Here is a 19,524-nt window from a genome sequence, read left to right as displayed (position 1 = left end):
GTCACTCCTTCATGCGCTCGAACTCGTCCGCCAGCCGGATGAGCAACTCCCTCGATTGTCCCTCGGACAGCGCCGCTTGTTCCAGCCTTGTCGCCAGGATGTAGAACGCCTCGACCGCGACCCGGTCGTCGATGAACAGGCCCGCCGCGAAGGTTTCCTCGTAGACCACCGGCGGGTGTTCGGGGAATTCCATGATGGTGAAGCGGCTGCCGACCAGGTGGTAGGGGAGTGCGGATTCCGGCAGCACCCGGATGGTGCAGTGCGGCAGGTTGGTCGACAGCACCAGGTACTGCAGCTGCTCGTGCATCAGCGCCGGGTCGCGGACGATGGTCCGGAGGGTGCGTTCGTAGACGAAGTACAGGCAACGCGGCGGATTCCGGCGCTGCAGGAGCTGCTGCCGGTCGATCCGGGCCTGCACGAGGAGCTTGAGGCGGTCCGCGGTGTAGCGCCCGGTCAGTTCGTGGAGTTCCTTGACGTAGTCCTCGGTCTGCAGCATGCCCGGGATGGCGGTGGGGCTGTGCGAGATGATCCTGTCGGCGAGGTTCTCCTGGATGATGAGGGACTTCATCGGGTCGACGAGCTTGTCGAAGTACGGCCGCACCCAGTAGAGGTCGCTGGGCGGCTTCGCCAGCTCGAGCAGGCGCGCGCGTTCGGCGGCCTTGGTCCCGCAGTGGGCGAGGTAGATGGCGGCGTCGATCGGCGAGATGCGGCGGCCGTTTTCCCAGGCCGACACCTTCGACGCCGACCAGTCCGCGCGGCGGGCCAGCTCACGCAGGGTCATCCGGTTCAGCTCGCGCTGGCCCTTGAGTTCGCAAGCCATTTCCCGGGTGCGCACTGTGCTCTTTTCGGTCATGCCACGGACGGTAGAGGGGGCCTCCGACAAAACGGCACGCGCCGCGCGCGGATTCACCGCAAGGAGATCGGTGTTTCGCCTGTGTGACACTGGAATCCGCTCGCGAAGCGCCGCGAAGCTGCTTCGCGCGCGAAGCAGCTTCGCGCTTTCTTAAACGGTATCCGGTAACGGATTGAATGGGTATCCGGCCGTAGGGAAAGGGGCTCGGGTTAGCGAATTCTTCGCGGAACGGCCGGTCCCGGCGGTCCTCCGGGGAGCGCGTGACCGGCCGGGGAGTGGTTGACTTCCCCCATGGCTGAACCGAAACCGCGGGACCTGGCCGCTCTGCTGCTGGCGCTGACCGTCGTCACCGGGGTCGTCGACGCGGTCAGCTTCCTCGGGCTGGGCCGGGTCTTCGTCGCCAACATGACCGGGAACGTCGTCTTCTTCGGGTTCGCCGCGGCCGGGGAGACGACGCTGTCGGTGCTCGCCTCGCTGACCGCCGTGCTCGCCTTCCTGGCCGGCGCGCTCGCCGGCGGACGGCTGGCCCGGCGCGACGACGACCACGACGCCCTGCGCCAGGCGACCGCCGTGCAGGCGGGGCTGATCGCGGTGGCCGTCGTGCTGTCCGCCACCCTCGGTGCCGGGACGCGGCTGGGTGCCGAACTGCTGATCATCGTGCTCGGGCTGGCGATGGGGCTGCAGAACGCGGCGGTGCGCCGGATCGGGGCGCCCGACCTGACGACCACGGTGCTGACGATGACCCTCACCGGCTTCGCCGCCGACTCGAAGGCCGCCGGCGGGCCGGGGGCGCACCCGCTGCGGAAGGTCGCCGCCGTCGGGGCGATGCTCGCCGGGGCCTTCGCCGGCGGGCTGCTGCAGCTGCACGTCGCGATGTGGGTTGCGCTGGCGCTGGCTCTCGTGCTGGTCGTGGGGGTGCTCGGCGTGCTGCAGCGGGCCACGCGGAAAGCCGCGCGGTGAACGGAACGGTCCACCGCGCAGCATCATCCACAGAGGACGGTCAGGAGCCGGTGACCTTGAGCTCGACCAGCGTGGCCGGGTCCTGGCCCGCGCCTTCGCCGAAGCCGGTCCAGCCGTGCGTGTCCACGTTGACCGTGGTCGGCGCGCCCTTGATGGTGACCGTCGCCTTGACGTTGTGGGCGTCCTGGTCGTCGCCCTTGGCCTGGAACGCGTACGGGATGCTGAGCTTGAGGTAGCCGGACGGCCCGGTCACCTGGAAGCAGTAGTGGCCGGGGTCGGTGCCGTGGTCGGCCGGGTTGTTCGTCGAGTAGACCTCGATCACGCCGGTGTGGCCGGCGCAGTCCACCAGCACGATGTGCCCGTCGCCGCTGACCAGCGTGATGCCGCGGTCGCGCAGGATCTTGTCCGCGCCGGGGTAGCTGTAGTCCTCGACCAGGCCGGGCGGGTTGTCGTCCGAGGCCGTGCCGGCGGACGCGGCGCCGGCGATCGCCGCCGTGCCGGTGACCACCGCGGCGCCGGCAAGGGCGGTCGCGGCGATCAGCTTGGTGCGGATACGCATGTCGGGTTGCACTCCTTGTGGTCGGCGGGGCTGGGCGCGCGTCGCCGGACAGAGTGCTGCGTCCTCGACCCGACATGGCCCCCCATGCGAGAACAGACCGGACCGTATCCTCCGCCCGGCCGTTCGGTCAACGGCGATCCGCGTTACTTGGTTGGAGGCTTTCCCCCGGACCGGATCTGCGCTTAAGGTACCTCTCGGCTGACACCGGGGGGACCGCGTGCGCGGGGCAGCCGACGGCTGCCTGCCGTCATCCCCTGCGGATCTCACGAGGGGGCAGCGGGGCACATGGGCATCCGACACCTACGGGCCGCACTGACGGCGACGACGGCGTTCGCGCTGTTCGCCGGCATCGTGGCGACACCGGCCGCGGCCGCGGACACGCCGCAGCCGACGGAACGCCAGCAGGTGCTGGCACTGATGCGCGACGGCAGCCAGGTCATCTCCCGTGCGGCCGAGGCCGCGCTGTGCGGCACCGACGACGACGTGCACACCTTCCTGGCGTCCGGGCTGGCCCGGGTCCAGGAAATTTCCGACCGCGTCGCGGTGCAGCAGATGATCACCACCGGCGGCCCCGCGACCCAGCACGCCGCCAACGCCGCGCTCGGCGGCGGTATCGCCGACGTGCGCGCGTTCCTCGCGAACGGGTGGCGGCAGCCATGGCAGACCGACCTGCGCGTGCAGGTCTCGCGGTTGCAGTCGGCCGCCACCGGGCCCGCCGTGAAGAGCGCGGCCAACACTGCTCTCAACGGCACCTCCGACGACCAGCTGGCCTTCCTCGGCCAGGGCTACCAGCGCGCCCAGGTCACCGACGACCGGATCGCCGTGCAGCGGCTGATCAACACCGCCGGGCCCGAGGTCAAGAAGGTCGGCAACTGGGCGTTGTCGTCCAGCGCGGACGACGTGCGCTGGTTCCTCCAGAGCGGCTACCTGGTCGCGCTGCAGCGTGACCAGGAGACCGCGACGGTCGCGCAGCTCGCCGACCTCGCGAAGAGCTCGCAGGCCCGCGCGACGGAGCAGACGCAGGCGGCGAAGGACGCGGCCGACCAGGCCGCCACCGCCGCCGCGGCCGCGAAGGCCGACGCGCAGATCGCCGCCGACGAGACGCGCAAGGCGCAGGGCTCGGCGGAGCAGGCCGCGCAGGCCGCGGCGCGGGCGGCCGACGCCGCCAACCGCGCGGCGCGCGCCGCGCAGACGGCGATCAACGCGGCCAACGCGGCGAACAACGCGGCCCGCGAGGCCGCGGCCGCCGCCAGCCAGGCCGCCTGGGCCGCCTCCATGGCCGGCCGGGCCGCCTCGAACGCCCGCAACGCGGCCGCCGCCGCGGCGACCGACCGGGGCCAGGCCGACCGGGCGACGCAAGCCGCGAAGGACGCCCGGGACGCCGCCAACGGCGCGCAGAGCGCCGCCGACGCGCTGACCCACGCCATCGACGCCGTGCACGCCGTCGCCGTGACCGTCCAGGCGGCCGCGGCCGCCGCGAACGACGCCGCCGCGGCCGCCGCGGCCTCGTCGGAAGCCGGTGGCTACGCGCAGCAGGCCGGGGCCAGCGCCGCCGAGGCGAAGAACGCCGCCGCCCGGGCGCAGCGCAACGCCAACGAAGCCAGCCGGGCGGCCGCCGCCGCGTTGTCGCTGGCCAACGACGCCGCCGCGTGGGCCGGCCAGGCGCGGCAGGCCGCGCTGGACGCCGTCGCGCACGCCAACGCCGCGGCCGCCGCGGCCGACGACGCTGCCCTGCACGCCGGGGAGGCGGCCGGGGCCGCGCAGCGCGCGAAGGACGCCTCGATCGAGGCGAAGAACGCCGCCGATGCCGCGCAGGCGGCCGCCGACCAGGCCGAGAACACCGCGAGCCTGGCCCGCCGCGCGGACGCGGAGCGGCTGGCCGAGCAGCAGTCCCAGGCGACCCGCGACGCGCAGGACGCCAAGCAGGCCGAGGACTCCCGGACGGTGGCCGCGCACTGGACCGCCGGCCAGCCGGAGCAGCTGAGCCAGCAGGCGGCGACCCTGCTGGTCGCGGCCAAGGACCCGGCGGCCACACCGGCGGCGGCGATCGCCAGCGGCCGCAAGCTGGCCGCCGAACTGATGCACACCGGCGGCCCGAAGCTGTTCGCCGCGGCCGGTGCCGCGCTCGCCGGCACGGACGCCGAGCTGACCGCGTTCGTCCAGAGTGGACTGAACGCGGCGCTGGAGCAGGACGACCGGCTCAGCCTGGGCATCGTGGGCGGTGCCTCCCTGGTGCCGGCCCAGCGCGCCGCGGCGGGCACCGCCGCCGCGGGCGGCCACGACCAGGTCAAGCAGTTCCTGACCACCCGCGATTACCAGGGCAAGGTCACCAACGACCGGCTCGAGGCGCAGCGCATCTCCTCACTCGGCGGGCCGGCCACCAAGGACGCGGCCAACCGCGCGCTCTCCGGGACCCCGGAAGACGTCGCCGCGTTCCTGAAGACCGGGCAGTTCACCGCGGCCAAGAACGACGACCGGATCGCCGTCCAGAAGATCCTCGACAAGGGCGGCCCGGAAGTGAAGGCCGCGGCCAACGCCGCGCTGTCGGGTCCGTGGACCTACGTCCGCCAGTTCCTGCAGACCGGGCAGTACAGCGCCGCGTGGCGGGACGCCGACGCCGCGCAGCACGTCGCCCAGGTCAACGGCTACGTCGCCAACGCGAAGGAAGCCGCGGCCCTGGCCCACCAGCAGGCCGCACTGGCCGCCGAATACGCGGCCAACGCCGCCGGTTCGGCCGCCGAAGCCGCTGCGGCGGCCCAGGCGGCGAAGGACTCCGCGGCCGAGGCGCAGCAGCACGCCGAAGCCGCGAAGGCCTCCGCCGACCAGGCCGAGAAGTCCGCCGCCCAGGCGGCGCAGTCGGCCGAAACCGCCCGCTGGGCGGCGTCGAACGCCCAGGCGGCGGCGCAGGCCGCGCAGCGCTCGGCGGCTCAGGCGGCGCAGTCGGCCGCACTGGCCAACGAGTACGCCGCGGAGGCCCGCGAGGCGGCGGCCCGGGCACAGGCCGACGCGGACGCGGCGGGCAAGGACGTCGTCGAAGCCAGCAAGGCGGCCGCCGACGCGTACAACGCGGTCAGCGTCAAGCAGTCCGAGGAGAACGCCAAGCAGCAGGTCATGGACATGCGGGGCACCGTCCAGCAGGTCCGGGACGCGGTGGCGCAGGTCATCCAGGACCACCCGGAGCTGCAGGGGCTCCTGGACACGGCGAACCAGCTGCTGTCCATGATCGACACGATGGCCGGCGCCACCCTCGACTACGTGCGCGACCACGCGGGCGAGCTGCTCGCGCTGATCCAGCACCTGGCCGAGGTGGCGGGCGGCGTCGGCGCCGCACTCGGTGGCGCGTCGGTCGCGGGTGGCGCGATCGCGGCGTGTGCCGAAGAAGTCGGTGCGGGTGCGGCGATCGGTGCCGGTGGCGGTGCCGCGTTCGCCGGCATCGGTGCGGTGCCCGGCGGCATCGGCGGCGCGCTCGTCGGGGCCATCGCGTGCGTGTTCACCTCGGGGCCGGCGGTCTACGCCGGTGTGGCCGAGATGATCGGCGGCCTGGCCATGGCCATGCACGGCATGGAGGGCATGGCCGACGACATCAAGAACCTCGCCGAGAACCCGGGCAACAAGATCGGCGACGCGCGCGAGGTGAAGGTCTCGGAGATCGTCGGCGGCCGTCGCACCAAGGAGCTCACCAACGACGGCCAGGACTTCACGATCGTGCAGCCGGGCGTCGGCAAGACCGGCGTGGACGTGTTCGGGCCGAACGGCGAGTACATCGCGGTCGGCGGGCCGGGCAAGGCGCTGGACACCACCAAGCTGGGCAGCCAGATGAAGGTCCTCAAGTGGGGCGCCGACCAAGCGGGGGTGCGAGCCCTCGCGTACTTTGAGGAGGGCACGCCGCAAGCGGCGCTGGACCTCGCCAAGAAGTGGCTCGGCGACGGCAACGTCATCCTTTTCCCGAAGTAGGCACCGAATGTCCGACGGATTCGTCCGGCTGTACCGGCGCGACTGGTCACCCGAGCAGGCGCGCCGGCGGGTCGATTCGCTGGCGGCGGCGGGGATGGTGCTGAGCCATCCCCGCACCGGCCGGATCACCGCGATCAGCGGCGAGTGGGAGACCATCGGCGAGCAGGTCGAGATGGACCGCGAGGGCCTGCTCGCCGCCATGGCCGCGCTGCCGGAGGGAGAGCAGTTCACCTTCCAGTACTGGATGGCCGACGACGAAGACGCCGACGTCGTCTGCACGCTGACGCGGCTCTCCGCCGACGTGGTCGTCGAGGACTACGACCTCGACGGATTCGGCGGGGGGATCGCGCGGACCGGGCAGGACACGGTGATCCGCCCGTTGCTGGCCGAGTTCCGGGCGACCGGGCCGGCCGCGGTCGGCCTGGTCGTCGACCGCTGGGGTCCGTCGCTGGACACCGACCTCGACGACATCGTGACCGGCGGCCCGACTCCGGTGACCGTGACGCCGGAGCTGCTGGTGCTGCGGCCCGAGGTCGCCGCCCGGCACCCGGAGCTGCGGTACCTGGTCCCGTTCGACGGCTTCCTCGCGCGTGACACGGACGGGATCCTGGCCCTGGCCGGGAGTTAGCCGAGCGAGCGGCCGCCGTCGACCAGGAGGCGTTGCCCGGTGATGAAGCCGGCTTCGTCCGAGGCGAAGAAGCTGACGGCGGCCGCCACCTCCTCCGGCGTGCCCAGCCGCCCCGCGGGGACCGAGGCCCGGTACTCCTCGCGCTCGCCTTCCGGGACCTCCGCGTGCCGCTCCACCGGGATGAACCCGGGCGCCACCGTGTTGACCGTGATGCCGTCCGGGGCCAGCTCACGCGCCCACGCCCGGGCCAGGCCGATCTGGGCGCTCTTGGCCGTCGCGTACGCCGAGCGGCCGGGTGGCGGGCGGTCCGCCACCTCCGAGTCGACGTGCACGATGCGGCCGTGGCCGCGGGCGCGCATGCCCGGCAGCACGGCGTGGCCCAGCAGCACCGGCGACCGCACGAAGAAATCCAGCTGGGCCAGGTGGTCCGGCCAGTCGACGCCCGCCACCGGCGCCTCCGGCTGCGGGCCGGTGGCGTTGAGCACCAGCACCCCGATCGGGCCCAGCAGGGCCGTGACGGCGTCGACCAGCTCGCCGACCTGGCGCCGGTCCGTCACGTCCGCGGCGAACGCCCCCGCCCGGCCGCCTTCGGCGAGGATGCTCTCCGCGGCCGTCTTGAGGTCCGCGTTGTCGTGACGGCCGTTGAGCGCGACGGCGAACCCGTCTCTGGCCAGCCGGCGAGCGATCACGCGGCCGAGACCCCGGGAACTGCCGGTCACCAGTGCGACACCCATGCGCCCGACGCTAGGCGACACACCGGGGGCACGACAAGGCCCCCGGGACGTGTCCCGGGGGCCTCGAACGGGTGACTCGGACGAGCCGGCTCAGACCGACGAGCCCACCAGATTTTCGGTGACGGGCGGCGGTGCCGCCACGACCTTCTTGTTGCGGCGGTTGCGCCGCTCCAGGTACGTCGCCAGCGCCGTCAGCAGCAGGCACATCACGACGTAGATGGCGGTCGCCACGATCGTCGACGGCACGATCGGCCGCCCGAACGTGCCCTGCGAGCCGATGTAGCGCGCGTAGTACAGCAGCTCCTGGTAGGTGATGATGAAGCCGAGCGCGGTGTCCTTCAGCAGCACGACCAGCTGGCTGATGATCGTCGGCAGCATCGCCCGGATCGCCTGCGGCAGCAGGACCAGGAACATCACCTGCGTCTTGCGCATGCCCAGCGCGTACGCGGCTTCGCTCTGGCCCTTCGGCAGCGACTGGATGCCGGCGCGGAAGACCTCCGCGAGCACCGAGCCGTTGTACAGCGTCAGGCCGAACACCACGCCGAGGAACGGCGTCATCGGCACGCCCAGCGTCGGCAGGCCGAAGTAGAACAGGAACATCAGGATCAGCGCCGGGATGGCGCGGAAGAACTCGACGACGAACCCGGAGATCCGGCGGATCCACCCGTGGTCGGACAGCCGGCCCGCCGCGAAGATCGCGCCGAAGATCACCGCGAGCACCGCGGCGGCGGCGAACGCCTCGACCGTCGCGAGCACCGCGTCGGCCAGGTCGCGCTGCACCTGCGCGTACTGCAGCCACTCCCACTTGCGGGCGGTGAACTGGCCGCTGTCGTAGAACCGCCAGCCGATGTACCCGACGAAGGCGAGGACCACGAGCGTGCCGATCACCGCGTACGTGCGGTACCGGAGCCGGGCCTTCGGCCCCGGGACGTCGAACAGGACGTTGCTCATGCGCACACCTCGCTGACGCTCGGTGCGGCCTGAGCCGCAAGCGCAGTGTTGAATGATTCGGTCGCAAGCTCCCTCATCGGGCGACGCTCCAGCGCTTCTCCAGGCTGCGTTGGACGAACGACAGCACGGCGACCAGGATGATAAAGCCGAGCGCGACCCACAGCAGGCCGACCAGCTGGTTCTCCCCGCGTTCGGACAGGTACTGGCGGATCGCGCCGGCCTCGGCGACGGAGAAACCGGCCGCGATGGTGGTGTTCTTCAGCAGCGCGATCAAGGTGCTGATCAGCGGCGGCACGACCGAGCGCAGCGCCTGCGGCAGCACGACCTGGCCGAGGATCTGGCCGAAGGTCAGTCCCAGCGCCCGGCCCGCCTCGGCCTGGCCGACCGGCACGGTGTTGATGCCCGAGCGCACGACCTCGCAGATGAACGCCGAGGTGTACACGGTCAGCGCCGTCACCGCGGCCGGGAAGTAGTCGAGCTTGACGATGTCGAGCAGCGGGTAGGCGAACACGAAGAACGCGAACACCAGGGTGAGCGGCGTGTTCCGGGCGATCGTCACGTACGCCGCGCCGACGGCGCGGAAGACGGGGACCGGGCTCACCCGCAGCATCGCCAGGATCGTGCCCCAGATCAGGCTGCCGACAGCGGAGAGCACGAACAGTTCGATCGTGCGCAGGAAGAACGGACCGAACAGGTCCAGGTTGTTGAGCAGGACGTCCATGGAGCCTTCCCCGCGTCCGTGGTCAAGGAGTGGATGTGAGAGGGCCGGTGAACCGGGAAACCCGATCCACCGGCCCCGGTGTCACGTCAGTACTTCTCGAGGGTCGGCTTGGTCGCGGTCGAGCCCGACTTGCCGAGGGTGGCGTCGTAGATCTTCTGCCAGGTGCCGTCGTCCAGCGCCTTCTGCAGGATCTCGTTGACCTTGTCGCGCAGCACCTTGTCGTCCTTGTTGAGGCCGATGCCGTACTTCTCGGTCGAGAACGTCTTGCCGACGACCTTCAGGGTGTCCGGCTCCTGAGCCGCGTAGCCCTTGAGGATCGCGTCGTCGGTCGTGACCGCGTCGACGTCCTTCGACTGCAGCTTCTCGACGCACTGCGAGTACTTCTGGAACTCGACGATGTTGCCCGGTTCGGTCAGGTTCTGCTGCCGGACCTTCTGGATCGGGGTCGAGCCGGTGACCGAGCAGACCTTCTTGCCCTTGAGGGTCTCCGGGCCGGTGATCGAGGTGTCGTCCTTGCGGACGAGCAGGTCCTGGCCGGCGACGAAGTACGGGCCGGCGAAGGAGACCAGCGCCTTGCGCTTGTCGGTGATCGAGTAGGTGCCGACGTAGTAGTTCACGTCGCCGTTCGCGATCGTCTGCTCACGCGCACCGGAGTCGACCGTGCGGAAGGTGATCTTCTCCGGGTCGAAGCCGAGGCCGGCCGAGACCAGCTTCGCGATCTCGATGTCGAAGCCGCCGAACTTGCCCGTCGTCGGGTCCTTGAGGCCGAGGCCCGGCTGGTCGTCCTTGGCGCCCACGGTCAGCGCACCCGCCGACTTCATCTTGGCGAACACCGGGGAGCCGGCCAGGTCGACGCCCTGCGCGACCGGGTAGCTCAGCGCCGCGGGGGCGTTCGTGCCGCTCTGGTCACCGGAACCCGGCGTGGCCGGCGTGCCTTCCTTGCCACAGGCGGTCAGCGTGGTCAGCGCCAAGCCGCCGGCGAGCAGTCCCACCGCGAGGGTGCGGATCCTCATGTGAATCTCTCCTGTGTGTCGTCACCCGGACGCCGACGCGCCGCGGAACGTTTGTTCTCAGTGGGTCAGGATCTTGCCGAGGAAGTCCTTCGCGCGCTCGCTCTTCGGCGCGGTGAAGAACTCTTCGGGTGTCGTGTCCTCGACGATCTCGCCGTCGGCCATGAAGATCACCCGATCGGCTGCCCGGCGGGCGAAGCCCATCTCGTGGGTGACGACGAGCATCGTCATGCCGTCCTTGGCCAGGCCCGTCATCACGTCGAGGACCTCCTGGACCATCTCCGGGTCCAGCGCCGAGGTCGGCTCGTCGAACAGCATCACCTTGGGCCGCATCGCCAGCGCCCGCGCGATGGCCACGCGCTGCTGCTGGCCGCCCGACAGCTGGGCCGGGTACTTGTCGGCCTGGTTGGCGATGCCGACGCGCTCCAGCAGCTCCATCGCCGTCTTGCGGGCTTCGGCCTGCGAGGTCTTGCGGACCTTCACCGGCGCGAGCATCACGTTCTCGACGATGGTCTTGTGCGCGAACAGGTTGAACGACTGGAACACCATGCCGACGTCGGCCCGCAGCGCGGCCAGCGCCTTGCCCTCGGCGGGCAGCGGAACGCCGTCGACGGCGATCTCGCCCGAGTTGATCGGCTCCAGCCGGTTGATCGCCCGGCACAGGGTCGACTTGCCCGAGCCCGACGGGCCGAGCACCACGACGACCTGGCCGCGAGGCACCTCGAGCGTGATCTCCCTGAGCACGTGCAGGTCGCCGAAGTACTTGTTCACGGCGGACGCCTTGATCATCGGCGCCGCCACCTCCGCGGTCATCTGGCCTCCCGGGTCGTTCGTGCAATTCGGGCATGGGTCACCACGCGATGGCGAGAACCTACCGTTGCTCTACCGCCTGGCAAGGCCCCTTGAGCAATACTTAGGGTTTCAACTGAGTATCGATGTCCATTTTGGGGGGTGTCCACCTGGGGTCACGGAGTGTGACCGTCCGGGTGGCCGGTGCGGGGCCCGCCCCGACGTCCTAGAGTTCGCCGTACCGGCCGGTGAAGCAGGTCACCATGGGAGGCGGACGGGTGCGGGTGCTGCTGGTGGAGGACGACGACCGGGTCGCGGGTGCGCTCATCCCGGCGCTGACCCGCCGCGGCCTGGCGATCGCCCGGCTGGCCACCGGCGCCGGCGTGCTCGACCGGGTGCACGAGGTCGACGTCGTCCTGCTGGACCTGGGCCTGCCCGACATCGACGGCGTGACGCTGTGCCGCCAGATCCGCGCGGTCAGCGACGTCGCGATCATCGTCGTCTCGGCCCGGGGCGAGGTCGACGACCGGATCCAGGGCCTGCGCGCGGGCGCCGACGACTACCTGGTCAAGCCTTACGACGTCGAGGAGCTGATGGCCAGGGTCGAGGCCGTGCGCCGCCGCCGCGGGGAGCACCCGGCCGCCGAGCCGGTGATCATCCGGGTCGGGGACGTCACGGTCGACGTCTCCCGGCACGAGGTGCTGGTCGACGGCAAGGCGGTCGCCCTGTCCCGCAAGGAGTTCCAGGTGCTGGCGCTGGTGGCGGGCGCGCGCGGGGCGGTCTGCTCGCGGGAGCACGTGCTCACGGAGGTGTGGGGGCACCGCGGCCCGGCGGAAAGCCGGTCGCTGGACGTGCACGTCGCGACGCTGCGGACGAAGCTGGGCCGCCCGGCGCTGATCGAGACCGTCCGCGGGGTCGGGTACCGGCTCGGCGGCCAGGTCGCCCGGAGCTGAGCGTGCGGGTCCGGCTGCAGGGCATCGTGCTGACGCTGGTGGCGTTGCTGGTGTTCGGCCTGGGCATCCCGCTGGCCAGGAGCATCGCGGCCGGCGCGCAGCAGGACCTGTTCCTCGACCGGCTGACCGACACCGCGCGGTTCGCGTCGCTGGCGCAGCGCCCGCTGCTGGACAACAAGCCGGGCCTGATCAACCCCGACCTGATCCGCTACAACGAGGTGTACGGCGTCCAGGTGGCGGTCGTCGACCAGGACGGCAAGCTCTTCGCCTCGTCGCTGGGCCCGGACGCGGCGCGGATCGACCTCAAGGCCGAACGGCTCAGCGGGCCGATCGGCGAGGCGCTCGCCGGCCGCCGCTCGCAGCCGGCGGGCGTGCTGATGCCGTGGGATTCGACGCCGCTGGTGCTCGCCGAACCGGTGCTGGCCGACGGCGAGGTGCACGGCGCGGTGCTGACGGTGTCCGACACCGGCTCCGAGCGGGCGGACGTGCTGTGGTGGTGGCTGCTGCTGGCCGCGGGCGGGATCCTCGCCTTCACGCTCGCGCTGGCCGTGGCGATCCCGGTGGTCCGCTGGATCCTGCGGCCGGTGCACCGGCTCGACGACGCGACGGGCGCGCTGGTGGCCTCGGTGGTCAGCGGCCGCGAGGCCGAGCCGGTGGGGGAGAGCGGCGGGCCGCCGGAGCTGCGCCAGCTCGGCCGGTCGTTCGACCGGATGGCGTCGAGCGTGTCGGGTGCGCTGGCGGCGCAGCGGGCGTTCGTCGCCGACGCGTCCCACCAGCTGCGCAACCCCCTGACGGCGTTGAAGATCCGCCTGGGCAACCTCGAAGGCCACGTGAACGACGAGCCGGCGGCCGCGGACCTCGAGGCGGCGCGGGTCGACGCGGGCCGGCTGCACCAGATCCTGGACGGGCTGCTGTCGATGGCGCGGGCCGAGGCTTCGGGCGATGAGCTGGACCCGGTGGTGCTGGACGAGGCCGTGGCGGATCGGGTCGCCGACTGGTCGGTGGTCGGCGAGGCCCGTGACGTCCGGCTGGTGGTGGAGACGCCGGGTGACGGTGCGCGCGTGTGCATGCCACCGCGGGGCGCGGAGACGATCTTGGACGCGTTGCTGGACAACGCCTTGAAGTTCACCGCATCGGGGACGGAAATCCTGGTCGCGGTCTCCCGGGAAGAGGACCGGGTGCGGTTGTCGGTGCGGGACCACGGGCCGGGGCTGCGGCCGGACGAGCTCGACCGGGCGCTGGACCGGTTCTGGCGGAGCCCGGCGCACCAGAACGTGCCCGGGTCGGGGCTGGGGCTCGCGATCGTCAGCGAGATCGTCGCCCATTCGGACGGGAAACTGGAGCTGGACCTGCCCGAGGGCGGCGGGCTGCGGATCTCGATGCTGTTCCCGGTCGCCTGACACCCGGCCGGAGTTTCGCCGGTAGAGTTGACCGGTGAACGGCAATTTCGAGACGTTCCAACGCGAGCTGGCCGCCAGCGGGTTCCCGCCGCTGGTCAACAAGCTGGCCGGGGCCGGCTTCCGGGCCCGGATCGCCACCCGCGACCTCGGACCGCTGCGGCTGGTCTCCCTCGACACGCCCGAAAGCGCCTGCTTCGGGCGGGAGCGTGACGCCGTCGACGGCGAGAACCTGGCGATCAAGGTGATGGCCCGGGGCCGGACGCGGATCGAGCAGGGGCGCGGCGAGGCCGAACTCGGGCCGTCCGACCTGGTGCTGCTCGATCCCACGCGGGCGGTCCGGTTCGAGAGCACCGCCGGGGCGCACGTCACCGTCGTCGTTCCGCGCCGGGAGCTGCGGATCCGGCCCGCGCAGCTCGACCGGCTCGTCGGCGTCCGCATCGACGGCAGTCGTGGGCCGGGCGCGCTGGTCTCGGTGCTGGCCCGGGAGTCGGCGCGGTCGGCGACCGAGTTCCGCGAGGCGGAGGCACGGCGCTCGGCGGCGGCCGTCGTCGAGCTGATCGCGGTCGCGCTGGAGGCCCGGCTCGGCGACGGGCAACCGGCCCCGGACGAGCGGCTGCGGGACCGGATCACCGGCTACATCGAGGCCCGGCTGGCCGATCCCGGCCTGTCCCCGCCCGGGATCGCCGCCGCCCACCACATCTCGGTACGCCGGCTGCACAAGCTGTTCGAGGACCAGCCGCTCACCGTCGCGGCGCTGATCCGCCGTCGCCGCCTGGAGCGTTGCCGAGCCGAGCTGACCGGAGGCGGCCGTACTGTCACCGCCGTCGCGGCCCGGTGGGGATTCCCCGATCCCACCCACTTCAGCAAGCTGTTCAAGGCGACGTACGGCTACAACGCCCGCGCACTGGTCACCAGCAACCGTGCACCGGCGACCAAGACGCGCGCCGCCGGCCCGGGAAAGGATGGTGGTGACGAAGTCAGGTAATAGAAGGAGAAATCGTGGCGAAGGTGAACATCGTCCGTCCCGGTGAGGGCGAGATCCTGGGCAGCGGGGCACAGCAGATCCGGATACTGGAGAACGGCGAGCACACCGAGCACCGGCTCGGGTTCGCCGAAGTCACCATCCCGCCGGGCACCCCGAGCCCGTTGCAGCACCGCCACGCCCAGCACGACGAGGGTTTCTACGTGCTGAAGGGAACGTTCCGGTTCACCGTCGGCGAGGACCACTACGACGCCGGGCCGGGCACCTGGGTCATCGTGCCGACCGGGGCGCCGCACACGTTCGCCAACATCGGCGACGAGAACGCGGTCATGCTGAACACCTTCACGCCGGACCTGTACGTGCAGTACTTCCGCGACTTCAAGGCCATGATCGATTCCGGGCAGCCGGTGAACGCGGAAACCATGAAACCGCTCTGGAAGAACTACGCCACCGAGATCTCGAACGAATACGCGTCGTGAAGCGCCTCCAATACGACCGCTACGGCGGCCCCGAGGTGATGCGGCTCGCCGAGTTCGAGCCGGCCACGCCCCGGTCGGGTGAGGTGCTCGTCCGCGTCCGGGCGGCGGCATCCAACGCGCTGGACTGGAAGATGCGCAACGGCGAGCTGAAGCTGATGACCGGCCGCTCGTTCCCCCGGGCGATGGGGCACGACTTCGCCGGAGTCGTCGAGGCGGTCGGCGACGGCGTCACCCGGCTGAAGGCCGGCGACGCGGTCCTCGGCGCGGCTCGGTTCCGGCAGGCGGGAGCGTTCGCCGAGATGGTCACGGCCCCGGAGAAGGCGGTCGTCCGCAAACCGGTGGAGCTCTCCTACGAGGAGGCCGCCGCCCTGCCGACCGTGGGCGTGACCGCCTACCAGGCCATCGCGGACGTCCGGCCCGGACAGGCGGTCTTCGTCAACGGGTGCCTGGGCGGGGTGGGCCGAGCCGCCGTCCAGCTCGCCCGGGCGCGGGGAGCCTCGGTGGCCGGCAGCTGCCGTGACACCGCGGCGGACGAGGCCCGCGAGCTCGGCGTCGAACCGGTCGTGGGTTTCGGCTTCGACCCGGCCGCGCTCGCGGGACGGTTCGACCTCGTCCTCGACACGCCCGGTCTGCTTCCGTTCGCCGCGGCCCGGACGCTGCTGAAGCCCGGCGGGAGCATCGTCGACATCGTCCCGACCCCGGCAAAGATGCTCCGGAGCGCACTGCCCGGGCCGTTCCGGGCGATGATGGGCCGGATGGCGCCCGCCGACCTGGAGGAGGTGGCCCGGACCTTGCGTCTGCCCGTCGCCCGCACGGTCCCGTTGGCCGAGGCGATTCCCGCCCTGACGGAGCTGGAGCGCGAGCAGCGCCCGAAAGGCGGCAAACTGGTCATCGCCATGCCCTGAAGCTCGGCCGCCTAGGTCTTCTGGGCCCGGTAGTACCGCAGCGCCCCCGGGTGCAGGGGAATCGGCTGGGTCTCGATGCCCGGGTGGACGTCGATCGACAGGGCCGCCGAGTTGGCCTTCGCCAGCTCGCTGCGGGCGTCGAACAGGCCGCGGACCAGTGCCTCCGCCACGTCGTCCGGCATGGTCTTCGGGACCACCAGGAAGTTCGGCACCACCAGCGTCGTCACGGGCAGGGTCTGGCTGTACGTGCTCGCCGGGATCGTCGCGGTGCTGTAGACCTGGTTGAGCGTCTGGATCTTCGGCAGCACGTCGGCGAGGTCGAGCAGGCGCAGCCGGCCGCGGTTCTCCGGTTCCAGCAGCTTCGGCGTGGGCAGCCCGCCGGACCAGAAGAACGCGTCGATTTCGTGGTTCCGCAGCGCGGCCACAGATTCGTCGAGGCCGCGGGTGGTCGCGCTGACCGAGTCGCGCAGCCCGAGCGCGGTGAGCAGCGACTGGGCGATGAACTCGACGCCGGACTGCGGGGAGCCGATCGCGACCCGGTGACCGCTCAGCTGGGACACCGACCGGATGTCGGAGTCGGCGCGGACGACGATGTGCAGGTAGTCGTCGTGGATCCGGGCGAGGGCGGCCAGCTTGGGGTGCGCCTGGTACCGGTCCGCGGCGACGTCGGCCGCGACGAAGGCGACGTCGGCCGTGCCGGCCAGCACCTTGGCGACGTTGTCCGGCGAGCCCTGCGTCTGCAGCACCTGCGGCCGGTCGATGCCCAGGCCGCCCTGCCAGGCGGTGGCGAGGGTCTGGGCGAGCTTGTAGTAGACGCCGCCCGAGTTGCCGGCGGCGATCCGCAGCTTGAGGTCGCCGAAGCCGCTGGTGCAGGCGGCGAGCACCAGCAGGAGGGCAGCCGCGATCGCGAGCCCGCGCGTCCGCCTGCTGGTCACGGCCTGATCGTGCCAGACTCCGCACCGGATGGGCAGCCGGGCAGGCCTGCGTTACCTCTTCAAGGAGTAACGCGAGTACCCTGCAGGACGTGGGAGACAAGCACGGATTCCGCTTCCACGGCGGACGGCCGTCGGTGAACTTCACGGCCACGGTCGGCGAGCGCTGGCGGGACGGCGGCTTCGAGCGCCTGCCGGACCCGGCGGCGCTGGGCCGGTGGTTCACCGAAGCCGGCCTGACCTCGGCCGACCCGCGTTGCACGGAGGCGGACCTGACGGCGGCGCGCGAGCTGCGCGAGGCCGTCTACCGGCTGATGGTGGGGCAGGTGTCCGAAGAGGACCTGGCCACGGTGAACCGGTGGGCGGGGCAGCCGCCGCCGGTGACCGCCCTGGTGGACACCGCGGAGGGCCTGCGGAGCCGGGTGGTGTCGGCGACGGTGCCGTCGTTGCTGGGGTCGATCGCCGCGGACGCGGTCGCGGTCCTCGGGGGCGAGGACGCCGGCCGGTTGCGGGAGTGCGCGAATCCCGAGTGCTCGCTGCTGTTTCTCGACACTTCGCGCGCAGGGGTGCGGCGGTGGTGCTCGATGAGTTCGTGCGGGAGCCGCGAGAAGATGCAGCGGTACCGAGCCGCCGACCGCTGACGCGGCTACCGGAAACTGGACATTTCCAGGTCACTCCACGACGAACGCTTGTGTTCTGAAAGTTCAGCGTATTCCGCGATTGAAGTGATCGAAAGTGGGCTAGAATCACCTGGTGAGCAGAAACTGAAGCGGAGGGCCGCTTGGGTGATTCGAACGGACCGCGGCGGCTGGCGGAACGCCTCAGTGCCCTGCGTCGGGAGCGTGGGCTGACACAGGAAAAACTGGCGGAACGGGCCAGCATGCTCGATCCGGGCGTAACGGTGTCGGTTGACACGGTGCGCGTGCTGGAGTCCGTGCGCAAAGCACGGCCGCTGCCGGTCCGGCCGCCGGCCAGGGGGAAGTTCGCCCTCGAGCTCATCGCCGCCGCGCTGGGGGTGGAGCTTGCCGAACTGCTCTGGGAGTGCTTCGACGACGAGGAACTGGCCCGGTCTTGTTTCTCGCGGATAGTCGAGCTGAGGAAGAAGCGAGTGGGCAGCTTGCGCGGCGTGCTCGGCAGCGAGTCCCTGGCCGATTTCATCACCTCGCTTCCCGGTGACACTGAAGATCTCCTGCGGCTACCCGGTATCCTGCAGCTCAAGAACGAAAAAGCGTTCGCATACATCTTCGCGCTGGAGAAGAACCTTTCGCGCCTTGAAATGTCGATACTCGCCGAACCTCCGGTGATATTCCTGGATCGTGAAGAAGACCACCGATGGGCTGTCGGAATGGGGCTCAGTGAAGACGACTACGTCACGTTCGTCGAGCATGTCCGATTGTATCGCGAGTATTTTCGGAATCTCGTTTTGACCGGTCGCAAGCGATGTAAAATAGTGTTGATAAAGCGAACTTTCCGGGAATTCCTGGCGAGCAAGTCCGCGGATGCGGCACGAGCCATCGTCGGCAACATGATCGATACTCTGCGTGAGGCGCCGAAGTACGAGCTCGTGATTCTCGACCTTCCGGGAGACGTCGACGAACTGGAGATCATCTCCGCCCATGACGAGATCCCGAGTTCACTCGGGGACACCGTGAGCCTGCTGATCCGCCAGACTTCGATGTCCGCGCGCCAGGTGGAGTACTCGCTCGTGCCGATGCCGCCGACGTTGTCCGGTCTTCAACGGGACATATCCCGAGTGAACCAATACTGGTCGCTCGCACTCGATCAATACCGCACCTTGACGGCAACGCAGCTTCGGACTAGGACGAATAGCGTGACAGTCAGGCTGTTGCAGAATTTGCTCGAACGGCTGGGGTGACCGCTGTTCGCGCGCTGCCCATCGTCGGGTGAATACCGGTTCACTACCGGTTCGCTACCGCTTCCGGCCGGTTCGCCCGTTACTCGCTCCGTGGTCTTCGGGGTCGGCGTGCTGTCTCATGATGGGGGCCGGCCGACCCGCCGGCGCGGTTCCCGGATCGGAGGTGGGGGCATGTCTCCCCTCGTCTTGCTCGCCCTCAGCGGAGCTTTGCCGGTGGCGGTTGCCGGCCCGGTCGTCTACGCGGCCGTGTGGTCGCGACCGGATCGCGCTCGTCGAGCCGTGAAGGTTCTCAAGCTGTTGCTTCGTCATCGACGAGAGCAGCCGAGGCAGCGTTTGCGCAAGAAGATCAAGTGATGGTCAATCCGGCGTCTCGATCACCGGCCCTCCGTCGACTCCCGCGCCTCGACCGCGAACGGGACGTCCCTGTGCGGGCCGTGCCGGATCGCGAACACCGATGATCCGGCTGGGGACGACCGCAGCGGCCCCCACCGGGACGTGGTTCGTGTCCGTCACCCGGCGCCGGCCCTCGTCAGGATTGCCGCACCAGAGCGAGGTCCGAGGCGGGCTCGCTGCACCTGGGGTACCGAGGTGACGATCGGCCCGCGGGCGCAGCCCTTCCGGCTCGCCGCCGGCGAAAAAGCGACGGTGCCGGTCGCCGGCCGGGTGCGCACTGGTGGGTGCTCGTCCCGCGTGGCCGCCCACGGCCGGCTCGCCTACAGCCCCGCCGTCGAAGTCAGGATCGAGTGAATTCGTCGAATTCGCGGTACTGACGCAAAAGATCAGGTTACTGACCGGCGAATTACTCCGGACGCTCCTTGACCCCGATCGGCCCGGCGCT

The 19,524-nt window shown here is 70.9% G+C and carries 20 protein-coding genes; 12 read left to right on the top strand and 8 right to left on the bottom strand.

Going from position 1 to position 19,524, the window contains the following annotated elements; all coding sequences use genetic code 11:
* Position 1: 1 nt before the first annotated feature.
* Entirely contained in the window at positions 2-853 is an 852-nt protein-coding gene (locus tag ABZX11_RS17985; RefSeq protein ID WP_176175873.1) for a helix-turn-helix transcriptional regulator, read from the bottom strand.
* Between the two features lie 291 nt (positions 854-1,144).
* On the opposite strand from ABZX11_RS17985, the gene ABZX11_RS17980 reads away from it, so the two are divergent.
* Positions 1,145-1,813: a YoaK family protein gene (locus ABZX11_RS17980; RefSeq protein ID WP_176175874.1), complete on the top strand. Its 669-nt coding sequence runs from the start codon at positions 1,145-1,147 to the stop codon at positions 1,811-1,813.
* 40 nt (positions 1,814-1,853) lie between these two features.
* Here ABZX11_RS17980 and ABZX11_RS17975 read toward each other — a convergent pair whose 3' ends face one another.
* On the bottom strand, positions 1,854-2,372 hold the full coding sequence (locus tag ABZX11_RS17975; RefSeq protein ID WP_176175875.1) for a hypothetical protein: 519 nt from the start codon (positions 2,370-2,372) through the stop codon (positions 1,854-1,856).
* Positions 2,373-2,657: 285 nt separating this feature from the next.
* Here ABZX11_RS17975 and ABZX11_RS17970 point away from each other — a divergent pair, with 285 nt between their 5' ends.
* Complete coding sequence (locus ABZX11_RS17970) at positions 2,658-6,326, top strand: ALF repeat-containing protein (protein WP_354914103.1); 3,669 nt, start codon at positions 2,658-2,660, stop codon at positions 6,324-6,326.
* A 7-nt stretch (positions 6,327-6,333) separates the two neighbouring features.
* On the top strand, positions 6,334-6,954 hold the full coding sequence (locus tag ABZX11_RS17965; protein ID WP_176175877.1) for a hypothetical protein: 621 nt from the start codon (positions 6,334-6,336) through the stop codon (positions 6,952-6,954).
* Here ABZX11_RS17965 and ABZX11_RS17960 read toward each other — a convergent pair.
* The 5 genes from ABZX11_RS17960 to ABZX11_RS17940 form a co-directional block, all read right to left on the bottom strand.
* Entirely contained in the window at positions 6,951-7,688 is a 738-nt protein-coding gene (locus tag ABZX11_RS17960; protein ID WP_354914100.1) for an SDR family oxidoreductase, read from the bottom strand. The two genes, ABZX11_RS17965 and ABZX11_RS17960, sit on opposite strands and share 4 nt — an antisense overlap.
* 90 nt (positions 7,689-7,778) lie before the next feature.
* The gene (locus ABZX11_RS17955; RefSeq protein ID WP_176175879.1) at positions 7,779-8,639 is read right to left on the bottom strand and encodes an amino acid ABC transporter permease; all 861 of its coding nucleotides are present in this window, start codon (positions 8,637-8,639) and stop codon (positions 7,779-7,781) included.
* 73 nt (positions 8,640-8,712) lie between these two features.
* Positions 8,713-9,360: an amino acid ABC transporter permease gene (locus tag ABZX11_RS17950; RefSeq protein WP_176175880.1), complete on the bottom strand. Its 648-nt coding sequence runs from the start codon at positions 9,358-9,360 to the stop codon at positions 8,713-8,715.
* An 86-nt stretch (positions 9,361-9,446) separates the two neighbouring features.
* Positions 9,447-10,373: a glutamate ABC transporter substrate-binding protein gene (locus ABZX11_RS17945; RefSeq protein ID WP_176175881.1), complete on the bottom strand. Its 927-nt coding sequence runs from the start codon at positions 10,371-10,373 to the stop codon at positions 9,447-9,449.
* A gap of 57 nt (positions 10,374-10,430) precedes the next feature.
* A complete protein-coding gene (locus tag ABZX11_RS17940) occupies positions 10,431-11,159 on the bottom strand; it encodes an amino acid ABC transporter ATP-binding protein (protein WP_003054447.1) in 729 nt (242 codons plus the stop codon).
* A 278-nt stretch (positions 11,160-11,437) separates the two neighbouring features.
* On the opposite strand from ABZX11_RS17940, the gene ABZX11_RS17935 reads away from it, so the two are divergent.
* The 5 genes from ABZX11_RS17935 to ABZX11_RS17915 are packed head-to-tail and all read left to right on the top strand — an operon-like array spanning position 11,438 to position 15,878.
* On the top strand, positions 11,438-12,112 hold the full coding sequence (locus ABZX11_RS17935) for a response regulator transcription factor (protein WP_354914141.1): 675 nt from the start codon (positions 11,438-11,440) through the stop codon (positions 12,110-12,112).
* 2 nt (positions 12,113-12,114) lie between these two features.
* Entirely contained in the window at positions 12,115-13,512 is a 1,398-nt protein-coding gene (locus ABZX11_RS17930) for a HAMP domain-containing sensor histidine kinase (protein ID WP_176175882.1), read from the top strand.
* A gap of 34 nt (positions 13,513-13,546) precedes the next feature.
* Positions 13,547-14,497 carry a helix-turn-helix domain-containing protein gene (locus tag ABZX11_RS17925; RefSeq protein ID WP_354914097.1) on the top strand — a complete coding sequence of 317 codons (951 nt, stop codon included), beginning with the start codon at positions 13,547-13,549 and terminating at the stop codon, positions 14,495-14,497.
* 14 nt (positions 14,498-14,511) lie between these two features.
* The gene (locus tag ABZX11_RS17920; protein ID WP_354914095.1) at positions 14,512-14,973 is read left to right on the top strand and encodes a cupin domain-containing protein; all 462 of its coding nucleotides are present in this window, start codon (positions 14,512-14,514) and stop codon (positions 14,971-14,973) included.
* Positions 14,970-15,878, top strand: a complete 909-nt coding sequence (locus ABZX11_RS17915; protein ID WP_354914093.1) for an NADP-dependent oxidoreductase — start codon at positions 14,970-14,972, stop codon at positions 15,876-15,878. The genes ABZX11_RS17920 and ABZX11_RS17915 overlap by 4 nt, the downstream gene beginning before the upstream one ends.
* 11 nt (positions 15,879-15,889) lie before the next feature.
* Here ABZX11_RS17915 and ABZX11_RS17910 read toward each other — a convergent pair whose 3' ends face one another.
* Positions 15,890-16,813 (bottom strand): TAXI family TRAP transporter solute-binding subunit, encoded by a 924-nt coding sequence (locus tag ABZX11_RS17910; RefSeq protein ID WP_254897229.1) that lies wholly within the window; start codon positions 16,811-16,813, stop codon positions 15,890-15,892.
* A gap of 89 nt (positions 16,814-16,902) precedes the next feature.
* Between ABZX11_RS17910 and ABZX11_RS17905 the strand changes: the two genes are divergently transcribed.
* The 4 genes from ABZX11_RS17905 (at position 16,903) to ABZX11_RS17890 (ending at position 19,433) form a co-directional block, all read left to right on the top strand.
* A complete protein-coding gene (locus ABZX11_RS17905; protein ID WP_354914090.1) occupies positions 16,903-17,451 on the top strand; it encodes an ABATE domain-containing protein in 549 nt (182 codons plus the stop codon).
* A gap of 140 nt (positions 17,452-17,591) precedes the next feature.
* Complete coding sequence (locus ABZX11_RS17900) at positions 17,592-18,686, top strand: helix-turn-helix transcriptional regulator (RefSeq protein ID WP_354914088.1); 1,095 nt, start codon at positions 17,592-17,594, stop codon at positions 18,684-18,686.
* A 171-nt stretch (positions 18,687-18,857) separates the two neighbouring features.
* On the top strand, positions 18,858-19,040 hold the full coding sequence (locus tag ABZX11_RS17895; RefSeq protein WP_354914086.1) for a hypothetical protein: 183 nt from the start codon (positions 18,858-18,860) through the stop codon (positions 19,038-19,040).
* Between the two features lie 234 nt (positions 19,041-19,274).
* A complete protein-coding gene (locus tag ABZX11_RS17890; protein WP_354914084.1) occupies positions 19,275-19,433 on the top strand; it encodes a hypothetical protein in 159 nt (52 codons plus the stop codon).
* Positions 19,434-19,524: the final 91 nt, after the last annotated feature.

It is taken from the genome of Amycolatopsis sp. NPDC004169 (assembly GCF_040610315.1).
GTDB lineage: Bacteria > Actinomycetota > Actinomycetes > Mycobacteriales > Pseudonocardiaceae > Amycolatopsis.
The sequence above is the reverse complement of the archived record's forward strand: the minus strand, read 5'-3'. Positions and strand labels throughout refer to the sequence as shown.

What these genes read in the sequence shown, in the direction of transcription:
- ABZX11_RS17985 (WP_176175873.1), bottom strand. Translation starts at nt 853, where the DNA reads ATGACCGAAAAGAGCACAGTGCGCACCCGGGAAATGGCTTGCGAACTC.
- ABZX11_RS17980 (WP_176175874.1), top strand. Translation starts at nt 1,145, where the DNA reads ATGGCTGAACCGAAACCGCGGGACCTGGCCGCTCTGCTGCTGGCGCTG.
- ABZX11_RS17975 (WP_176175875.1), bottom strand. Translation starts at nt 2,372, where the DNA reads ATGCGTATCCGCACCAAGCTGATCGCCGCGACCGCCCTTGCCGGCGCC.
- ABZX11_RS17970 (WP_354914103.1), top strand. Translation starts at nt 2,658, where the DNA reads ATGGGCATCCGACACCTACGGGCCGCACTGACGGCGACGACGGCGTTC.
- ABZX11_RS17965 (WP_176175877.1), top strand. Translation starts at nt 6,334, where the DNA reads ATGTCCGACGGATTCGTCCGGCTGTACCGGCGCGACTGGTCACCCGAG.
- ABZX11_RS17960 (WP_354914100.1), bottom strand. Translation starts at nt 7,688, where the DNA reads ATGGGTGTCGCACTGGTGACCGGCAGTTCCCGGGGTCTCGGCCGCGTG.
- ABZX11_RS17955 (WP_176175879.1), bottom strand. Translation starts at nt 8,639, where the DNA reads ATGAGCAACGTCCTGTTCGACGTCCCGGGGCCGAAGGCCCGGCTCCGG.
- ABZX11_RS17950 (WP_176175880.1), bottom strand. Translation starts at nt 9,360, where the DNA reads ATGGACGTCCTGCTCAACAACCTGGACCTGTTCGGTCCGTTCTTCCTG.
- ABZX11_RS17945 (WP_176175881.1), bottom strand. Translation starts at nt 10,373, where the DNA reads ATGAGGATCCGCACCCTCGCGGTGGGACTGCTCGCCGGCGGCTTGGCG.
- ABZX11_RS17940 (WP_003054447.1), bottom strand. Translation starts at nt 11,159, where the DNA reads ATGATCAAGGCGTCCGCCGTGAACAAGTACTTCGGCGACCTGCACGTG.
- ABZX11_RS17895 (WP_354914086.1), top strand. Translation starts at nt 18,858, where the DNA reads ATGTCTCCCCTCGTCTTGCTCGCCCTCAGCGGAGCTTTGCCGGTGGCG.